Consider the following 17,527-nt stretch of genomic DNA (forward strand, 5'->3'; position numbering starts at 1 on the left):
ATTGGGCTATAATAATCTAAATATTCAAACAGATTTATATACAATTCATATGCAGAAGCTATCTTTATGATTGGCTTTCTTAACCGGGGTCAATCCAATTTTTACCAATACCGTTACCTTTGTAGTAATGATGGTAAGCATTGTTGTAGCTTTATTAAGCGTTCTTAACAAACGAAAATAAAATCTGCCTGCCTTGGTGCTGTATTTAATTTACCCATGAGTACCATTACCATTCTTGCGGATTTATTAATGATTTACATGAGTGGACTAATGTTACTAACTATGTTATAATGGCAACTGTAAAATCAATATGGCAATTTTTCTGGAAAATCTTTAAGGCGCTCTTTGTAAGGAAAAAGGATTGCTGTAAATGATATATTTTACTGTTTAAAACTACCGATGAAAAGCAAGCTCTCCCCAATCATTGTTCAATACAAGAGAAATGAACAATCTGTTCACAACATATGATTCATTAATATTGAAGAACGGTTAAAATTATTTCGTCCTAACTTAGTTCTAAAAAATATAACAATACGCCAAGTAAACAATTGAAGAGACAAAATGAATAATAATACTAACGGCAAATAATTGTATAACTCAAGCACAATAACTATTTGCCTATGGAATATTCACAGCTTGACCAGTATTCAATTTTAATAGAGTAACTGGTTTCAAAACATTCGTTTAAGCTAACACATCTTTTCATGATAAAATTTAGCAGGCTTGCAAAAATTCAAACTTCATATCTCCGGGGGCATGGCGGTCTATATAGGTCGTCAGGTGCTGACAAAAATGCATGAACACCATGCCCTTGAAATTGTAATGTCATTCCAGAAATCTTTCTTGATTTCAAAAAATGGAACTGAATTTGAAAAAAGTGATTGCAGCATTATAGCTGCCGACTTGCCACATCAATTTATCGGTAAGGATGATTTTTATATTTTCATTTATTTGGATGCTGAATTGAATTACACTCATAGGCTGGAAGCATCCATGCATCTGGAAAAACAAGGATTGGTTCATTACTTGAGTAGTGAAATTGATGCTGTAAGAACTGAATTTATCAATTGGTTTAATTCAGCATCAAATGAAGAGGAAAATGTACATAGTCTAATTGGCTTGCTTGTTGAAAAGCTAACGGGCAGCGAAAACTCAGTTAATCAAATTGATGAAAGAATTAAACAATCAATAACGTTTCTTTATTCAAACTTGAATGAAGAAATAAGTTTGGCAAATATCGCTTCTAAAGTGCATCTTTCTGAAAGCCGCTTTGCCCATTTATTTAAGGAGCAAACCGGTATCCCATTTCGTAAATACATACTTTGGTGCCGGATGCAGGCAGCATTACAAGAAGTAATGAAAGGGCAATCGTTTACCAATGCAGCATATGGCGGGGGGTTTTCAGATGTAGCCCATCTTAGCCGCACATTTACAGAAATGTTTGGTGTTTCGCCTTCAGAAGTTCTTAAATAATAGCAGGTTTATTCAAGTCTTTTACTTTTAGGTAAAGCATTTTTGTACTCTAAAAATGTTTTGCATGAACAAAGTATTTCAGTTTGGAATTTATCCTGCCATCATGTTGTCAACTTCTGCCATTATTTTGTATGGAATCCGATCAGGGTACAACCAATATCTTGTAACTGTACCTGTCATTACTCTTACAGGTATATTAATTTTAGTATTGGAACAATGGATGCCTTATGAAAAGAATTGGGTAGGTGGTAAAAATGACTGGAACCTTGACCTTACTTACTACATCATTAATTACAGTATAAAACTAATTGCTCAATTTCTTTTTATATGGCTGGCGGAAAGTATTAGCTTTTTGTCGTTGTTTCCGATGCAATTGCCATTTTGGATGCAGGTTATAATTGCACTTACAATAATAGATTTCTTTCTTTTCCTGGTACACTGGCAGAGTCATAAATACCAATTTTTATGGAAGCTTCATGCTATTCACCATAGTTCGGAGCGATTGTACTTTTTAAATGGTGAAAAACGTCATGCATTGCATCAGGTAATAGAGGGAACACCTGGCATTATTCTTTGCCTTGTAATCGGTACTCCGCAACCGGTGGTGGTGGCGGCGCTGGCAATTCTGGCCGTAAATATGTTTATGCAGCATACCAATCTTGATTACAAAGCAGGTATTTTGAAGAAATTCTTTTGTGTAGCAGAGTTGCACCGCTGGCATCACCGTGCAGATTATAAAGATGCACAGGTTAACTACGGAGCCTGGCTTACCATTTGGGACCGCCTGTTCAACACTGCGTATGATAGTCCGAAAATGCAAACAGAATTAGGCGTTATCGGTATTGCTGAAGAAAAGAACTTTCCCAAAAACTACTGGAAACAATTTCTCTACCCTTTCAATAAAAAGATTCGGCAAAATTCAAAAACAATCTTACTCATTGCAGCTATGCTGTTTATAAATGGAATTGTATTTTCCCAGACGGATGCAGATGCTATTACCGGTAATTGGCAGCTTCAGGATGGTAGTAAAAAGATAAGCGTCGTTAAAGAAGATGGTAAATACGTTGGTAAAATCTATTGGGTAAAAGATATGTCAAAAAACAATGAAATCGGTAGGAGAGTATTGTGGAATTTGGAATATGATGCTGATGACAAAGAGTGGAAAGGTGGCGAAATCCAGTTACCTGATATGGGACATTCTGCAAGCTGTTATATTAAACTCAAAGATGCAAATACTGCTATAGTTACGGGTTACCACGGCATGAGGCTATTTGGTAAAACCAAGACCCTTACAAGGGTGAACTAATGGGTCAAATACTGTATTTTGCTGTTTTAAGCAGCATATGAACAATAAATTAGCACTACTAATACGGCAATATAAAGAAGATAATCAGTCTGTATACAACACCTGGTTCATCAATAATGAGGAACGGCTAAAGGCGTTTCGTTCTATCCGTCGTGGCGTTATGCAGGTAATTGATGATATTAAGGGTAAAAAATTTCCCGCTGATTTTAAAGGGTCTTCGTTAGAGTTTGTGCTTACCTGCATTACAGAACAAAAGCAGGTATTTGAAGGAGCTTCCCATCCATTTTACTGGAAACCCAAGTTGAGGATTCCTGATATTTATGAGAATGAAAACAATAAACAGGCATTCGGACAATTCTTAGAAAGTTGTTTGAATGCAAAGACTGAGGAACAGATTCTTAAAGAAATCATAAGACTCGATGGTTTAAAAATTAAAGGCCTTGGCCCTGCTGTTGCGAGTATCCTTTATTTTCTTCACCCAACCATTATTCCTCCATTTAACACTGCTATTATTAATGGGTTCAATTTCCTATACAAAGACAAAAAGAAATTAGGTAGCTGGAGTGAATACCTTAAGCTGAGAGAAGTAATGATTGATACCAATACCCAGTATCGTTCAGAACTGTCATCCGATTTAGGCGCTTTTGCTGGTCTATTATTTGAAATAGGGACCCAAAAATTGATACTGGGTACAGATGTCTATTTATCCGAGCCTGAACGAAAGAAATTGGAAAAACTAATTGAAAAAAGGCAGGAAAGTGTGCAGCAGGAAAAGGATGAAGAAAATCTGCATACGGAGATGCAATATCATTTATTGAAAATAGGTAGTGCCTTGGGCTATGATGTGATTGCCGCTTCTAACGACAGATCAAAATCACACTGTGGTAACAGTTTTTCATTTATGAGCTTACAACAATTCCCCGATATCCGATTGGAAAAAGATACATTGAATACTGTCAAACTAATAGATGTTCTTTGGTTTCAGAAGGGAACAAATAACGTCATTGCTGCTTTTGAAGTGGAAAAAAGTACCAGTATTTATTCAGGCATATTAAGGTTGACAGATTTGAGTTATACAATTGCAGATGGTGATGAAGTGTTCTATCTGATTGTGCCTGATAAAAGAGAAAAAGATGTTTGTCTTCAACTTTCCCGTCCTGCAATTAAGCAAAACAATGTAGTAATCAAATATATCCTCTTTTCTGAATTACGTAGTCATTGCGATGCACTGTGCAAATTTGGCGAGAGCCATCATATTATGGAGAAAATAGCGAAGGCAGTATAAAAAGCGGCAGTTAATATTACTGCCGCTTTTCGTTTAAAATTTTGCTCCAACAGATATAAAGAATGTTCTTCCATCAGCCGGTAAAGCACCCGGTCCCGGATAACCACCTGCTCTGCGGGTGAAATATCTTTCGTTAAATAAATTATTTGTTCCTGCTTTCAGGTTTAGCCCTTTTGAAAATTTATATGTAGCTGTTAAATCAGTTACAGTATAAGACGGTATTAAACCATTGTTGCCATTTGCCGAAGGTGTAACTGTATTATTGGCATCGCTAAAGGTTTCTCCTACATTGCTCATCTGTACAGTTAATAAAAAACCTTTGTAACCGCCTGTTATTCCACCCCGGAAAATATTCGTTGGTGCATTCTCCACTTTCTTACCTTTTGTACTGGCATCTTTGTGGTTGCCACTGTATTTGGCATCTGTATATCCGTAAGACCCAAAAATAATTAAATCTGCATCCTTTCTTTTTCCGAATGCCCTGAAAGGATTAAATTCTACATACCCCTCAAACCCTTTGCTGGTAGTGCTACCAACATTAGTAATAAGCCGGTATGAAGGTGTTCCGCTAACAGTAATTGTCCCTACACGGTTATCATACTGTAAGTAAAATCCACTTATATCAAACTGAAGAAAATCTTTCACTTTACCACGGTAGCCTAAATCAATATTGTATCCCTTTGCATCTTTCAAATCTGCGTCAACCACATCGGTTGTAGGTGGAGCTTGCAAATTTGCAAACTGAATAGGGCGATAAGCCTGGGAAAAATTTGCATATATCTCAGTAGACCTGGTAATATGGTACTCTGTTCCCACACCAGCGAGAACAAAACTTCTATCTCTTGTAATATTCTGTAAGATTATTTCTGTACCCCCTGTTGTATATCCATTTCGTCCGGAAGATGAGCCTTCCAGCCATTCATATCTTATTCCAGGTATTATCAAAAACTTATCGCTGATGCGAAAAATATTTTCTGCAAATGCAGCTGTGTTTCTGGACTTAAAAATAATATCACGGGGATAATTACCGGTTGTGGTAACATCATATCCTGTACCTGTTGTTCCTTTACCGTCGGCCTGCCTGGTGGTAGTGCCGGTATATAAACGGATACCAGCAGATAAAGTATTTTTCATTTTGCCGAGATGGTAATCAGTGATGATGCGGCTTTCCATTCCATAGTTCCTGTATTGGTCAAGATTCACTACCCTGTTGTTGTAGTTCAGTGATGCAGGGTTAATACTGTCTTTTATGTTGATGGATTGCAAAAAGCCAACACTGTTCCTGTCACCAATGGTGCTAAATAGTTTCGTATTCCACCGGGCGTTTTCATTTATTTGATAGTTGGCGATTAATGCGGGGGTTGTCCAGGTTATGTCAAACCAATTCCGGCCGCGGAAACTTTGTTGGGCATCCTGCATTATTTGTACATCTGTTAAACCACCTGGTTGTTGACTGCGGATATGCGAACGCATAACTTCAGCCGTTAATGAAAATTTTGTTGTAAAATTATAGGTTACAGTACCATAGCCTGCGTTGGTAAAATAGCGGCTGTTTTCTCTCCATCCGTCTCCATTACGATGATCAAAAAATGTATAATAATGAACTTTTCCCTTCTTGCCACCTATTGCATTATAGCTGTTGAATAGGCCATTGCTTCCAACTGTTTGCTGTGTTTCAAATTCAAAAGGTTTGTTTATTTCACTACCATTTCTGAGAATGTAATTTACCAATCCGCCAAATTGTGGGCCATATTGCAAAGACCCCTGTCCCCTTACAATTTCTATCCGTTGCACAGCCTGTAGCTGCGGATTATAATATGCTTCTGGATAGCCAAAGGGATCAGCAGCAATATCATATCCGTTTTGACGCACATTAAACTCCCAACTCCGGTTGGGGCTTAACCCACGGGCAGCAATACCAATCTGAATTCCGCTGGGGTCGCTTTCCCAGATATGGATTCCGGGCACTTTTGCCAGTACCTGTCGCATGTTATTTGTTACTACATTGCCCTGCACATTGTCCAGTACAATCAGTGTATTCTTTTTACCTGCATAAATATTAGTGCCAACAATTTCCGGCATTTGCTGATAATCGCTTTTGCTGTTTCTTCCCACTACGGTCACATCGGGCAAGCTTTTTATGAGTAGTGTATCAATCTTTCCTTTTTTGGGTTGCCCGGTAGCTACATTTAATACCAATATCATTAAACACAAAACAAGCTCTCTTTTACTCATAAGTATGGTTTAGAATTGCAAAAGTGCTCATGCTTTGTGTAATACCACTTATGTAAAAGGGAAATAGAGTTATGCAATGCGGAAATATTTAGGTTTTAGTCAATAAATAGCAGACAGGCAACCTATTTTTCATTTAACTTGTACTATTAAAATCATGCGGCTGTTATTATATGATAGTAATTCGGTGATTCAGTAATTTCAGTTGAGTGGGGTGAGGCTATCAGGAAAAAAGGGGTAAAAACACGTTTAGCTGACGTAAATGCTACATTTTCAACGGGAAAGCCAAGCAAGAATAGCTGTAAGTGGCAGCAAAATTTTATAAAAATTGTCTATAATTTTACAAATTTGCTAAACCATTCTGCCATATCTTCGTCTTTAAAAGGAGTAGAGGTTCGCTAAAAACTCTTATTTTAGCCATCATAAATGAAACGGAGTTTATCCATAAAACTGAAAGCGCTGTTCCTGCTGGTTGTATTTGCGACAAATACGGCTGTGGGTTTTGCCTGTGCTATAGGTGTAGATATGGGTTTTAATTCTTCCTCTCATCATAACCAAACTGAAGCGTCTGCAGAAGTGCATATTCACAAGGATGGGAAAAACCATGTTCATGAAAAGGAAACAGCAACAGTAACAAATCATGTTCATGAAAATGGCATTAATCACCAACATGATAGTGAGCCCACAACACTAATTCCCGTTGATGGCAACAACTTACTTACAAAAGAGGATGGCGGATGTTGCACCAATGAAGTACTCGAGTTTCAAGATTTGGATAAAAATATTTCCGTAAATACTACTGGTATCAATGTGCCGGTATTTGTGGCAATTCTTAGTACTTATTTTAATATTGATTTCTCAGCGGCTGTCAAGGATTTTCCTGTCCATTATAAGGTTCGTTTTTATTACCCCCCACCGACTGAAATACGCATAGCGATTCAGCGTTTCCAGATTTGATTATGGTAAAACAGGTGAAGCTTTTTTGCTTCATCCAACTTCATTTGCGTTTTGCAATATGAGGCTATTTGTTTTACCGTAATCAATTTTTATGTTCAGATATCGTATCATCGTTTTTCTTACAGGCTTCATCAGTTTTTCGGCATCGGCACAGCAGGTGCTCACAGAAGATGAAGCTGTGTCTAAGGCATTGGCTAATAACAAGAATATCCAAGCTGCATCACTGCAAGTAAAACAACAGCAGCAGTTACTGAAATCAGCCATCAATCTTCCTAATCCCGAGTTCTTTTGGGAAAGCCCTACAGGTAACTTTTATACCGGTAGCATTACGCAGTCGTTTGAATTCCCCACCGTGTACAGTAATCAGTACCGTTTGCAAAAGCAGCAAATTGGTGTGGCGCAAAAAGAAAAGCAACTAACAGAAGCAGAGTTAAAGTATCGAGTTAAAGTCTTATACTTAGAAATACAATACGCTGATTCGCTAGCCTCACAATTATACATACAGGATACACTCTATGAAAAGATAAAGCTATCTGCTATTCGCCAGTTTAATGCTGGACAAATAGACTATCTGCAGCAAACATTTGCTGAAACACAGTATGGTGAAATTCATAATCAATATCAACAGTCGCTTGTAAGAGCCTCCTCTTTAAAAGCGCAGTTGCAATGGTTCACAGGCATTAAAGATCCTATTTCAGTAGAGCCACTTGCTATTTCACTTTCTCAGGTACAGTTATCTCTTGTGCCTGATTCCATAGCGTTATTTGCAAATCCTGCCCTACAGATATTACAGCAGCAGGAGAATGTAGCCAAACAAAATATTGCATTGCAAAAAAGCAAGGCGCTACCTGGGTTGGCTTTTGGTTATTTCAACCAGGGCGAAAGGGATACGAAATGGTTGAATCGTTTCAGGGTTGGCGTAACTATTCCGTTATGGTTCGGACAATATAAAAGTAATATCAATGCTGCCAAAACGGAGCAACAGGTTATTCAAAGCAAACAGCAGGGATTGCAGCAAGACTTATCTGCACAAACGATTAATACAAACAGCGAAATGCGAACCAATTGGCAGTCTGTTCAGTATTATCAACAAACAGGGTTAAGAAAAGCACAGGAGGTGATTACTACTTCACAACGCTTTTTTGTGAGTGGTGAAATTGATTATATCAGTTTACTAAGAAACAGCAACGATGCTTACACTGTTTACCAGAAATACCTGGAAGCACTACGAAATTATAATCTCAGCGTTATCAATCACAAATATTTAATGGGTCAGTTATGAAACGAATAATCATTCAATTTTTATTGGGGCTATTGCCGGTATTTACATTTGCACATGGCGGCGAAGACCATGGTGATGCTAAAAAAACAGCTATATCACCTGCAAGTTATTTCTCCTCTGAGGCTGCTTCTGAAGTCTATGAAGTATTGTTAAAGTACAGCCCGATAGTACCAGGCAAGGAAGCATCGCTTCGTTTGTATTTAAGTGAATACAATACCAATAGCCCTATCGACAGTGCTATAATGGAAGTGACAGTAGCTGACAATCCTAATATAAAGATTACTGTTACAAGGATTGATAAGGGCGTATTTGAATTGAAAACCACATTTCCGGCAAAGAAGGCATACAATCTTGTACTCAATATCAATAGCCATGCAGGCATTGATTTAATTCAGCTAAACAATATTGAAATAGGGAAAGAATTGACTGCAGCGGTTACAACAGAAAGTACCCCGCATTCTCATTGGTACAGCAGCAATTGGTTTTTTGGTTTGATTGGTTTACTGACCGGCTTACTTGTTATGTTCTTTGTTACCAGAGGTCGCAGCAGGAAAATAATTACGGGAGCAATTATTCTTTTTTGTCTTTTGCCAACAGCCACTTACAATCCGGTATCTGCACATGGTGGTGAAGACCATGGTGATGCGGCAGGCAAAACTGGCAGTGGCTCTTCCACCACCTTTATAATTGAAAAGGAAACACAATTCCTTTTTAATATTCAAACGCAGAAAATTAGCACAGGTGATTTTAATGAATCATCCGTTTTACTAGGAACAGTAACTGCAGCTCCGCAGGGCCGGGCAGTCATACAAACGCCGCAATCAGGTAAAATCGTTTCATTAAGAGTAGCTCCCGGTCAACGGGTTGGCAAAGGGCAAGTGGTAGCTGTAATAGAGCAACAAGTTGATGCCGGGACGCAAATTAGTATCAACGCCCAAAGTAACAGTGTAAATGCAGAATATGAAGCTGCCAAAGCGCAATATGACAGGTTGTTGGGTATAGCAGACATTGCCGCAAAGAAAGATATTACCGAGGCCAAAGCCCGTTTAGAAAGTGCCCAGAAAAATAAGGCACTCTTTGATGCCAATACCGGAAAGAATACCGGTAATACAAAAACTATAAGCCTTTCTTCTCCTGTTAGTGGTGTTGTTGGCACATTTAATTATGCAATTGGTGCTGTGGTAAACAGCGGAGAAACCTTGTTTGAAATAACCAATCTTGATCAGGTATTTGTGGAAGCCCAGGTATTTGCAGGTGACGCTCAAAAATTGAAACTAGCAACAGGGTTTACCACCATTTCAAATACAGATACACTGGTTTATACATTGAAAGTGATCAGCACTGCCCAATCAGTAAATACAGGTAACCAATCTCAGAAAGTCGTATTTGAAATCATCAATCCAAGAGGGCAGTTCAAAATTGGTGAGAATATAAATGTGCGGATGACAGGAAATAATGTCATCCGGCAGGTAGTGATACCTAATGAAGCAATTACTGATGTGAATGGTAAGCCGGCCATTTTTATAAAAGATAAAGCTGAACAGTATAGTATCAGCTTCATAGTGAAAGGGCAAAGCAATGATAAGTTTACCGTTGTCACCAAGGGTACTGAAGACGGCGAAAGAGTTGTTACTGCCAATGTGTATCAAATGAAAATGATGTATTTAAATCAATAACCAAAATAAACAAACAAACATGAAAAAGTTATTAATGATGTCCCTGCTACTGGCAACTTTTACCGCAACCTTTGCACAAAGCGGCGATAATGAAGCTGTAAAAGCAGTGTTGAACAATTACAAAAAAGCAATTGAAAAATTAGACACCGCCGGTGTTGTGAATCTTTTTGTAAAAGACTCTAAAGTGTATGAACAGGCGAGCGATGAAGGCACAATTGGTCATTATCTAGAACACCATCTGGGGCCCGAACTGAAAGCGTTCAAATCTTTCACTTTCAGTAATTATAAAGTAGATGTAACAATGGTAGGTGAATATGCTTTTTCAACGGAAACGTATATCTATACTATCGTTCTTGCTAAAGATGCTAAGGAAATAAAAAGTCAGGGAGTAGCTACTTCAGTTTTAAGAAAAACAAAAGCTGGCTGGAAGATTGTGCAAACACATTCTTCATTTAGGAAAGCAAAATAAATCTCAAATTATAAAAAAGAAAAAATGAAACAAATCAGCGTTATCCTTTCACTGGCAATAGCAGTTTTTAGTTTTACTGCTGTAAATGCACAATCAACAAAAAATAAAACTGCAGTCGCCGATTCAGTTATTTATCAATGCCCGATGAAGTGCGAAGGCGATAAGACCTATGATAAAGCAGGTAAATGCCCTAAATGCAATATGAATTTGAAGGCTGTGCCAAAACCGGTCGATACCATTTACCAGTGCCCCATGAAATGTGAGGGTGATAAAACTTACAATAAGGCAGGAAAATGTCCTAAATGCAATATGAACCTGACCAAAGTGAAGGCAAAAAACTCGACAGATAATCATAAGGGTCATGATCACAATTAATTATTCAATAAAATAAAGCAAATGAAACAAGTGTTAAAAATTACGATGGCAATTTTCGCTATTAGCTCTGTCGTGGTCTTTGCAGCATGCAATGACAGTGGCGATAAAAAAAACGCTTCAACAAAAACAGAAATGTCGCATGAAGGTGGTGACCATATTTATGCCTGCCCTATGCACCCGGAAGTAACAGGCAAAGAAGGCGATACCTGCCCAAAATGCGGCATGAAACTGGAGCATAATGACAATGCTGGTGGTCCAAACAATGTTAGTATGCAGTTTACATATAGCCCGACATCTCCTAAGCCCGGAGAAGAAGTTACTTTATCCATGACTCCAAAAATAAAAGATAAACCTACTGAGCAGGTTCCATTGGATGTAGAGCATACCAAAAAAATACACCTCATTGTTGTTAGTGATGACCTTAGTTGGTTTGACCATATACATCCTGAACTCAACGCAGATGGTTCTTACACAGTGAAAGAAAAATTTCCAGCTCCAGGCAAGTACACTTTGTTTGCTGACTATAAGCCAAGCGGTGCCAATCATACGGTTGATTATTTAAATGTAAGTGTAGCAGGTACAGTGCCAGCTGCAAAAGTGTATGGAGCAGATAGACTAACCGGTACCACCGGGGATGGGTTTTCTGTCTCACTCACACCTGAAGGGGGTAATTTTTTAACCAATATGCCGATGCATATTAAGGGGGTAGTAATGCTAAACGGCAAAGAAGTAGATGTGACAACCTTAGAAGATTACCTTGGAGCAAAAGCCCACATGGTAGTAGTAAGCCTTGCCGATAAAAAATATTTGCATGTACACCCAAGCGTAGAAGGTGGAAAATTCGATTTACATACTACGTTTGAAAAACCCGGTGTATATCGTGGCTGGATACAATTTCAAAGCAAGGGTAAAATTTATACAAGTGATTTTGTAATGAATGTAGCAGAAGGGACAGCAGCTAACATGAAAAACATGAACGATAATAGTAAGGACATGAAAGAAATGAAACACTAATTTTTAAACAAAAAAAGTATACACATTAAAATTTAAAACAATGAAAAAGATAACAATTCTGATGGCGGTGATGCTGATTGCATCTTTCACCACATTTGCACAACATGGCGGCGGCGACCATAAACATGGTTCACCACATGGCGGAACAGTTAAGTCTGCCGGTGATTTTCATATTGAAGTAAGTGTAAAAGATGGTATGGTAATGGCCTATTTGCTGGATGGTAAAGAAAAAGCAATGAAGAACACAGGTGTAACAGGAACAGCGGTTGTTCAAATGGCCGATGGGCAAACTTCAACTATCACCTTAATTCCAAGCGGTAATGAAGGCTTTATGTACACACTTGATAAAGCTAAAAAGTACAATAAGGCCATTGTAACATTTACAACAGGAGGAAAGACCGCATCAGCGTCATTTGACCTTACGGCAAAGTCCAAGCCCGCAGAAGATGGGCATGACCATCATCATTAATCTGTAAAATATCATGGCAGGCTATCCGCCTGCCATGATATAATCAATGGCACTGTTTTTTTTATTACCGTAAAAAATTATTTACGACCCGGAATGTTGGAGCCTGCTCAAAAATATAATTCCAGAATAAACCTGAAACTCATACCTGATATAATTTCAGGGTGGAAAATTATTGTAATGCTGTTTTCCGTGGTTATACTTTTTGGGTTCATAATCTGGTGGCTGAATCAAAATCAGGGGTTATACGGTTTTTGGAACGGGTTTAATTTAGATAAAAGGGTGCCGGCTTCATTTTGTGAACAGGTGCATTTGAATAATCCTGTCCGGCAACCATTGAATACATTTAGCAACATCGTCTATCTTGTTACAGCCATCATCATTTTTAATGGCGCCTGGAAAAGCAGGCAAGGGAATATGCCGGGGAACTTAACGGAAAGTAAATTTTTCTATCTTCTTTTTGCAATAGTACTGTTGTATGTTTTTGCTGCCAGTACTTTCTATCATGCTTCTCTCGTCAGAATAGCCCATTGGTTTGACTATTCGGCCGTATTTTCTTTTTCTGTTTTTCCGGTCATGTATTTTATCTGGCAATGGCAGCCTTTAAAAAAAAGATTACTCCTGATGGCAGAAGGGCAAAAATTTGAAATGTTTTTTTTGATGATCTTCACGGGGGTCATTCTTGCACTTGCCCTGTTTATACCAAATGGGAAAGAAGCTCTCGTAGCTATGATATTGTTTTTTTTATTTTTAGCTGCCGGCTTTGTCACTTTCATCACTCAAAAATATAAGCCTGGCTCCCAATATCTTCTTTATTCAGTTATTTCAGTTATGGTAGCTGCCATTTGGTTTGAGTTTGATAAATATAAAATTATATGCAATCCAAAAAGTTTTTTTCAGCCGCATAGTCTTTGGAATGTTTTTATTGGTATATCAGCATTCTGGTTTTACCTCTATATGCGAAGTGTACCTTTTAAATATTGAGTAAAGTATTATAATAAAAAAATAAAAAATGATAGTGAAACTATAACACTGACCGGTTATTGTAACGCTACGTTTCGGTGATATGAAAATATAGAGGTAATGCAGAAACTGTAATCAATAAAATTGAAGCGTATGTTTCAGGTGAATGACAAATTTCTGTTGCATACTAATTAATTAAAAATAGCTATGAACTGGAGCGAAGAAATAATGCTTGTACCGAGGTTGATAGTAGCAACGGGGCTTGGGGCGTTTATCGGCTTCGAAAGGCAACGCCGGGGCAATACAGCAGGCATACGCACCCATGCTATGGTGGCCCTCGCTTCCTGTCTGTTCGGGTTAATATCCGTTCACCTGTTTTCACCTGCAGACACACGGATTATTTCTAACATCGTTACAGGCGTTGGTTTTCTTGGCGCAGGTATGATTATAAAAGAAGAAAATAAAGTGCTGGGGCTCACAACAGCAGCAAGTGTATGGTCTATTGCGGCAGTTGGATTGGCGGTTTCGCTTGACATGTACATTATAGCCATATCGGCTACTTTGTTAATGTACCTGGTGCTGAAACTGAAATATTTTAAATGGTGGGATAAAATAAGTACCAAAAATAATGAACAACCTGCTGAATGACTTAAAGAGATGAGCAATAAACAGTATCAGGAACATCTAAAAACATGCAGTGTCAAAATAAGATATAGTAAAGCAAAACATAGATTCACAAAATTGGATAAACAAACAAAATTTTTATGCTCAACAAACTTATATACTTCTCCCTCAAGAACCGTTTGCTTGTAGTGGCCATGGCTGCCCTGTTAATGGTGTATGGCGTTTTTACTTTGGTAAACCTGCCGGTGGATGTATTACCTGATTTAAACCGGCCAAGGGTAACTATTTTCCTTGAATCAAATGGTATGTCGCCGGAAGAAATTGAAGCGCAGGTTATATTACCAGTAGAAACTTCTTTGAATGGGGCGCCGGGAGTAGAAGTAGTAAGGTCGGTAGCATCTCCCGGGTTGGGTTTGGTATTTGTAGAATTTGACTGGAGCACCGACATCTACCGGGCAAGGCAGTTGACCGCCGAAAAAATACAAACAGTTCAATTGCCCAATAAGATTGTGCCTGTAATGGGGCCTATCAGTTCAGTTATGGGGCAATTTATGATGATAGCCGTTTCTTCCGATACTACTTCCCCGGCAGATTTGAGAACGCTGAGTGATTTTGTTATCCGCAGAAGGCTGATGAGTGTAAAAGGCATTGCCCAGGTAATTCCCATTGGCGGCGTACGGATGCAGTACCAGGTTTTAATTTCACCCGATAAATTACGGCAGTATAATTTATCTGTTAGTGATGTTGACAATGCTTTGCAACTTACCAACATCAATACAACCGGTGGTTTTGTAAATGACAATAAAGGCTCTGAGGTATTGGTTCGTAATCTTGCACGGGCAAACACATTGGAAGATTTGGCAAATACAGTAGTCGCCAATAAGAACGGAGCACCTGTACTCCTTAGCCAATTGGCCGAAGTAAAATTTGGCGGGCCAATAAAAAGAGGTGATGGCTCCCTGAATGGCAAACCTGCGGTTATATTGAGCATAGAAAAACAGCCGAATGCCAATACGGTTACACTCACATCAGAAATCATTAAAGCAATTGACGATATAAAAAAATCCGTTCCGGCTGATGTACATATTAATACCGATGTATTTCAGCAAAAACATTTTATTGTAAACTCCCTCACCAATGTGGAAGAAGCATTAAGGGATGGGTTTATCCTTGTTATTATCATTTTGTTTCTCTTCCTGCTTAATTTCAGAACCACCATCATTACACTCACCGCAATTCCTTTATCACTTATCATCACAGCTATTGTTTTTAAAATGTTTGGAATATCTATCAATACGCTTACACTTGGGGGACTTGCTATTGCCATTGGAGAACTGGTAGATGATGCTATTGTAGATGTTGAAAATGTATTCCGGCGATTAAAGGAAAACTGGACAAGCCCCAATCCAAGGCCGCTAATGAAAGTAATTTATGAAGCCAGCAGCGAAGTAAGAAATTCTATTGTTTATGCCACTATCATAGTAGTACTCGTATTCATCCCGTTGTTTTATTTACAAGGCATCGAAGGGAAAATATTTGCCCCGTTGGGTATAGCATATATCACTTCAATCATTGCTTCTTTGGCCGTATCACTTACCGTTACACCGGCTCTGTGCAGCTACCTGTTAGGTAAAAAAAGGCATCTTGACCATGTCAATCTTGCTTTTTGGAAAAGAAAAAAACACACTCACACATTTGAAGAGGCGGAGCAGGAAAAACCTCATGGCCGTACTATTGAAGAAGAAGCTTTGTATGCATCTTCTCACGATGACAGTACTTTTGTAAAGTTCTTAAAACGGCAGGACATCAAATTACTTAAAGTAGGATTAAAGCATCCTAAAATAGTAATTGGTATTGCAATCGCTATGATTGTAGCTTCCATGAGTATCATTCCTTTTTTTGGAACAGAATTTTTACCTCCGTTTAATGAAGGAAGTTTTACCATTAACCTTTCTTTGCCACCTGGTACTTCACTGGAGGAGGCCAATAAATCAGGTAGTATTGCTGAGCAGGAAATTTTAAAAGTACCGGGTGTACAACTTACTGCCCGCCGAACCGGCCGGGCCGAACTGGACGAACATGCAGAACCACCAAGTAATTCTGAAATAGAAGTTGCGTTAGAAGCCGATAAAATTGGTAACAGGGATAAAATACTTGCCCAGATAAGAGAAAGACTTTCTGTATTAAAAGGGGTAACGGTAAATATAGGGCAACCCATTTCTCACCGGCTTGACCATTTACTTTCCGGTGTACGGGCGCAAATAGCAATCAAAATCTTTGGAAATGATTTAGCTGATTTACGCAGTAATGCTGCAAAGTTAAAAGACATCATTAGTGCAGTTCCCGGCGCTGTGGATGTACAGGTTGAAAAGCAGGTATTAGTGCCACAGCTAAGTATAAAAATAGACCGGGCGGCTGTACAGCGATACGGATTGCAGGTAGGTAAAGTAGCCGAGGATATTGAAATATTTTACAACGGTAAAATAAGTACCCAGGTATTAGACGGACAGAAAACTTTTGATATTGTTTTGAGAACCTCAGACAGTGTAAGAAATAATCTTGACGAAATCGGAAATACACAAATCGCCACATCAGATGGTTCATTAATTCCTCTAAAACAAATTGCACAAATTGAAATGGAAAGCGGTGTTAATTCTGTGTACCACGAAAACACATTAAGACGAATCGTGGTTTCGGCCAATGTGCAGGGCCGTGACCTTGGCAGCACCGTAAAAGAAATGCAACAAAAGGTGAATGAACAATTACAACTGCCGCAGGGTTATTTCCTGCAATGGGGCGGCCAGTTTGAAAGCCAGCAATCCGCTTCAAAGCTTATTACTATTCTCAGCATTTTTTCTATTGCTGGTATCTTCCTTGTACTATACAGCCATTTCAAATCAAGCCGCATTACGCTGCAAATTATGCTTAACGTTCCACTGGCATTAATAGGAAGTGTTGTGGCCGTATTACTTACCGGCGGCGTCTTTTCTATTGCTACTATGGTCGGCTTTATTACACTTACAGGTATAGCATCGAGGAACGGTATTATGATGATAAGCCACTATATTCATTTGGTGCAACATGAAGGTGAAACTTTCAGTGATAAAATGATTATCCGTGGTTCACTCGAAAGATTAGTTCCGGTGTTGATGACTGCTTTAGTTGCAGCATTGGCACTAATACCGCTTACATTGGATGCCAGTGCACCGGGAAAAGAAATATTATATCCCGTTGCTACGGTTATACTCGGTGGTTTAATCAGCTCTACCCTGTTAGATATGATTGTAACACCTGTGGTATTTAAGCAGTTTGGCAAAAAAGCATTGGATAAATATATAGCTGAACAGAATAAAAAAGATATGGAATAACAGTGATACATGGGTAAGCCCCTTTTTAAAGGGGAAG

At 38.6% G+C, this 17,527-nt stretch carries 14 protein-coding genes; 13 read left to right on the forward strand and 1 reads right to left on the reverse strand.

Going from position 1 to position 17,527, the window contains the following annotated elements:
• Positions 1–723: 723 nt before the first annotated feature.
• From ACTIEV_RS03105 to ACTIEV_RS03115, 3 genes are all read left to right on the forward strand, one after another.
• Positions 724–1,473 carry a helix-turn-helix transcriptional regulator gene (locus ACTIEV_RS03105; protein ID WP_439516058.1) on the forward strand — a complete coding sequence of 250 codons (750 nt, stop codon included), beginning with the start codon at positions 724–726 and terminating at the stop codon, positions 1,471–1,473.
• Positions 1,474–1,681: 208 nt separating this feature from the next.
• Positions 1,682–2,779 (forward strand): sterol desaturase family protein, encoded by a 1,098-nt coding sequence (locus ACTIEV_RS03110; protein ID WP_439516059.1) that lies wholly within the window; start codon positions 1,682–1,684, stop codon positions 2,777–2,779.
• A gap of 37 nt (positions 2,780–2,816) precedes the next feature.
• Positions 2,817–4,064, forward strand: coding sequence for a hypothetical protein (locus ACTIEV_RS03115; RefSeq protein WP_439516060.1), 1,248 nt, complete (start codon positions 2,817–2,819; stop codon positions 4,062–4,064).
• A gap of 33 nt (positions 4,065–4,097) precedes the next feature.
• On the opposite strand, the gene ACTIEV_RS03120 is transcribed toward ACTIEV_RS03115, so the two are convergent.
• Complete coding sequence (locus ACTIEV_RS03120) at positions 4,098–6,299, reverse strand: TonB-dependent receptor family protein (protein WP_439516061.1); 2,202 nt, start codon at positions 6,297–6,299, stop codon at positions 4,098–4,100.
• Between the two features lie 423 nt (positions 6,300–6,722).
• On the opposite strand from ACTIEV_RS03120, the gene ACTIEV_RS03125 reads away from it, so the two are divergent.
• The 10 genes from ACTIEV_RS03125 (at position 6,723) to ACTIEV_RS03170 (ending at position 17,490) form a co-directional block, all read left to right on the forward strand.
• Positions 6,723–7,253: a hypothetical protein gene (locus ACTIEV_RS03125; protein WP_439516062.1), complete on the forward strand. Its 531-nt coding sequence runs from the start codon at positions 6,723–6,725 to the stop codon at positions 7,251–7,253.
• Positions 7,254–7,344: 91 nt separating this feature from the next.
• Positions 7,345–8,535: a TolC family protein gene (locus ACTIEV_RS03130; RefSeq protein ID WP_439516063.1), complete on the forward strand. Its 1,191-nt coding sequence runs from the start codon at positions 7,345–7,347 to the stop codon at positions 8,533–8,535.
• Entirely contained in the window at positions 8,532–10,211 is a 1,680-nt protein-coding gene (locus ACTIEV_RS03135; protein WP_439516064.1) for an efflux RND transporter periplasmic adaptor subunit, read from the forward strand. Before ACTIEV_RS03130 ends, ACTIEV_RS03135 begins: the two co-directional genes overlap by 4 nt.
• A 19-nt stretch (positions 10,212–10,230) precedes the next feature.
• The gene (locus ACTIEV_RS03140) at positions 10,231–10,680 is read left to right on the forward strand and encodes a nuclear transport factor 2 family protein (RefSeq protein ID WP_322195654.1); all 450 of its coding nucleotides are present in this window, start codon (positions 10,231–10,233) and stop codon (positions 10,678–10,680) included.
• A gap of 24 nt (positions 10,681–10,704) precedes the next feature.
• Positions 10,705–11,055, forward strand: coding sequence for a heavy metal-binding domain-containing protein (locus ACTIEV_RS03145; protein WP_322195655.1), 351 nt, complete (start codon positions 10,705–10,707; stop codon positions 11,053–11,055).
• Between the two features lie 21 nt (positions 11,056–11,076).
• Positions 11,077–12,069 (forward strand): heavy metal-binding domain-containing protein, encoded by a 993-nt coding sequence (locus ACTIEV_RS03150; protein ID WP_322195656.1) that lies wholly within the window; start codon positions 11,077–11,079, stop codon positions 12,067–12,069.
• A 40-nt stretch (positions 12,070–12,109) separates the two neighbouring features.
• Positions 12,110–12,538, forward strand: coding sequence for a hypothetical protein (locus tag ACTIEV_RS03155; RefSeq protein WP_322195657.1), 429 nt, complete (start codon positions 12,110–12,112; stop codon positions 12,536–12,538).
• 93 nt (positions 12,539–12,631) lie between these two features.
• Positions 12,632–13,519, forward strand: coding sequence for a hypothetical protein (locus ACTIEV_RS03160; RefSeq protein WP_322195658.1), 888 nt, complete (start codon positions 12,632–12,634; stop codon positions 13,517–13,519).
• Between the two features lie 186 nt (positions 13,520–13,705).
• The gene (locus ACTIEV_RS03165; protein ID WP_322195659.1) at positions 13,706–14,146 is read left to right on the forward strand and encodes an MgtC/SapB family protein; all 441 of its coding nucleotides are present in this window, start codon (positions 13,706–13,708) and stop codon (positions 14,144–14,146) included.
• 116 nt (positions 14,147–14,262) lie between these two features.
• Positions 14,263–17,490: an efflux RND transporter permease subunit gene (locus ACTIEV_RS03170; RefSeq protein ID WP_322195660.1), complete on the forward strand. Its 3,228-nt coding sequence runs from the start codon at positions 14,263–14,265 to the stop codon at positions 17,488–17,490.
• The last annotated feature ends 37 nt before the right edge of the window (positions 17,491–17,527 follow it).

Source organism: Sediminibacterium sp. (assembly GCF_051861365.1).
GTDB lineage: Bacteria > Bacteroidota > Bacteroidia > Chitinophagales > Chitinophagaceae > Sediminibacterium.